General features: G+C 76.3%; 2 protein-coding genes. One reads left to right on the forward strand and one right to left on the reverse strand.

Annotated elements, in window-relative coordinates; translation table 11 throughout:
- On the reverse strand, window positions 1–328 hold a 328-nt coding region (locus ACIQOV_RS41275), incomplete at its 3' end, for a DUF6191 domain-containing protein (RefSeq protein ID WP_401056264.1).
- 205 nt (window positions 329–533) lie between these two features.
- On the opposite strand from ACIQOV_RS41275, the gene ACIQOV_RS41280 reads away from it, so the two are divergent.
- A complete protein-coding gene (locus tag ACIQOV_RS41280; RefSeq protein WP_401056266.1) occupies window positions 534–1,295 on the forward strand; it encodes a dienelactone hydrolase family protein in 762 nt (253 codons plus the stop codon).
- Window positions 1,296–1,440: the final 145 nt, after the last annotated feature.

The raw sequence follows: 1,440 nt of genomic DNA on the forward strand, positions 1-1,440 counted from the left end.
CCTCGCGCGGTGCGGGAGGGGACGTCCGTCCCGCGGCCCCGCCCGGCATCACCGCCACGCCCCGGTCCAGGTCCACGCCCAGGTGCGGCGGCCCGCCGGCCTGCGCGTCGTCCCGCAGCACGAGCTGCTCCCGCTTCTGCTCGATCTGCACCTGCTTGCCCGGGCTGAACAGGGCGTGCAGCTCGTCCAGCCCACCGGCGCCCATCCCGGCCCCGGGCCCGCGGCGCCGCGGGCGCGACGAGGACTCGTCCTGAACCTGCCACGCCGCCAGCAGCACCATCCCCAGCACCGCCACCACCGCCGCCGCCACACCCACGATCCACCCCATGCCCGCTCAACGCGGCCGCAGGGCCGTCGCGTTCCCGGGGGCTGGGCCGGGCTGAGCCGGGCTGAGCCGGGTCGGGCCGGGCTCAGGACGCGGGCGCGCCGTGGCGCAGTGCGGGCGCAGGCGCGGGCGCAGTGTGGCGAAAACCGCATGGGCGGGCGACGGGCCCACCGGATACGCTGCCGGACGAACCGGAAGGAGCGCTCTGATCATGCCCGTGCGCGGAACTCTCGTGGACATTCCGACGGCGGACGGCACCGCCGACGCCTACCTCGCCCACCCCGACGACGGCCGGGCCCACCCGGGTGTCATCCTCTACATGGACGCCTTCGGGCTCCGACCGCACCTTGAGCGCATGGCCGACCGGCTGGCCGCGGCCGGGTACACCGTGCTCGTCCCCAACGCCTTCTACCGGGCGGGGCGCGCGCCGGTCGTCGAACTGCCGGAGCTCATCGACCTGGACCAGGCCGACGAACTCTTCGCCCGGATCGTCCCGCTGCTCGACACGCTCACCCCGGAGGCGACCGCGCGCGACGCGGACGCGTATCTGCGCTGGCTCGGCGAGTCCCCGCTGGTCCAGGACGGCCCGGTCGGCCTGACCGGCTACTGCCGCGGGGCCCTGCTGGCGCTGCGCACGGCCGCCAGCCACCCGGACCGGATCGCCGTCGCGGCCGGATTCCACGGCGGCAGCCTCGCCACCGACAGCCCGGACAGCCCGCACCTGGGCGCCGACCGGATCACCGCCGAGCTGTACTTCGGCCACGCGGACGCCGACCCCGCGCTGTCGCCCGAGCAGATCGACCGGCTCGCCGCGGCCTTCACCGCCGCCGGCGTCCGGTACCGGGCCGAGGTCTACGCCGGCGCCCCGCACGGCTACACCCAGGCGGACACCAGCCGCTACGACGCCGCGGCCGCCGAGCGGCACTGGGAGGCGCTGCTCGGCCTGCTGAAGAGGGTCCTGCCGGCCTGAGGCCGTACCTGTTGACCGGGTCGCCCGTTCGGCCACGCACAGGTCGGCACAGGTCGGCACAGGTCGGCACAGGTCCGCTCGGGTCCGCGCGAGTCCGCACAGGTCCGCGCGGACCCGCGCGGGTCATCGGAACCGGCCCCGGGGG

The organism is Kitasatospora sp. NPDC091257 (assembly GCF_044757675.1).
In the GTDB taxonomy this organism is placed as follows: domain Bacteria; phylum Actinomycetota; class Actinomycetes; order Streptomycetales; family Streptomycetaceae; genus Kitasatospora; species Kitasatospora lactacystinica.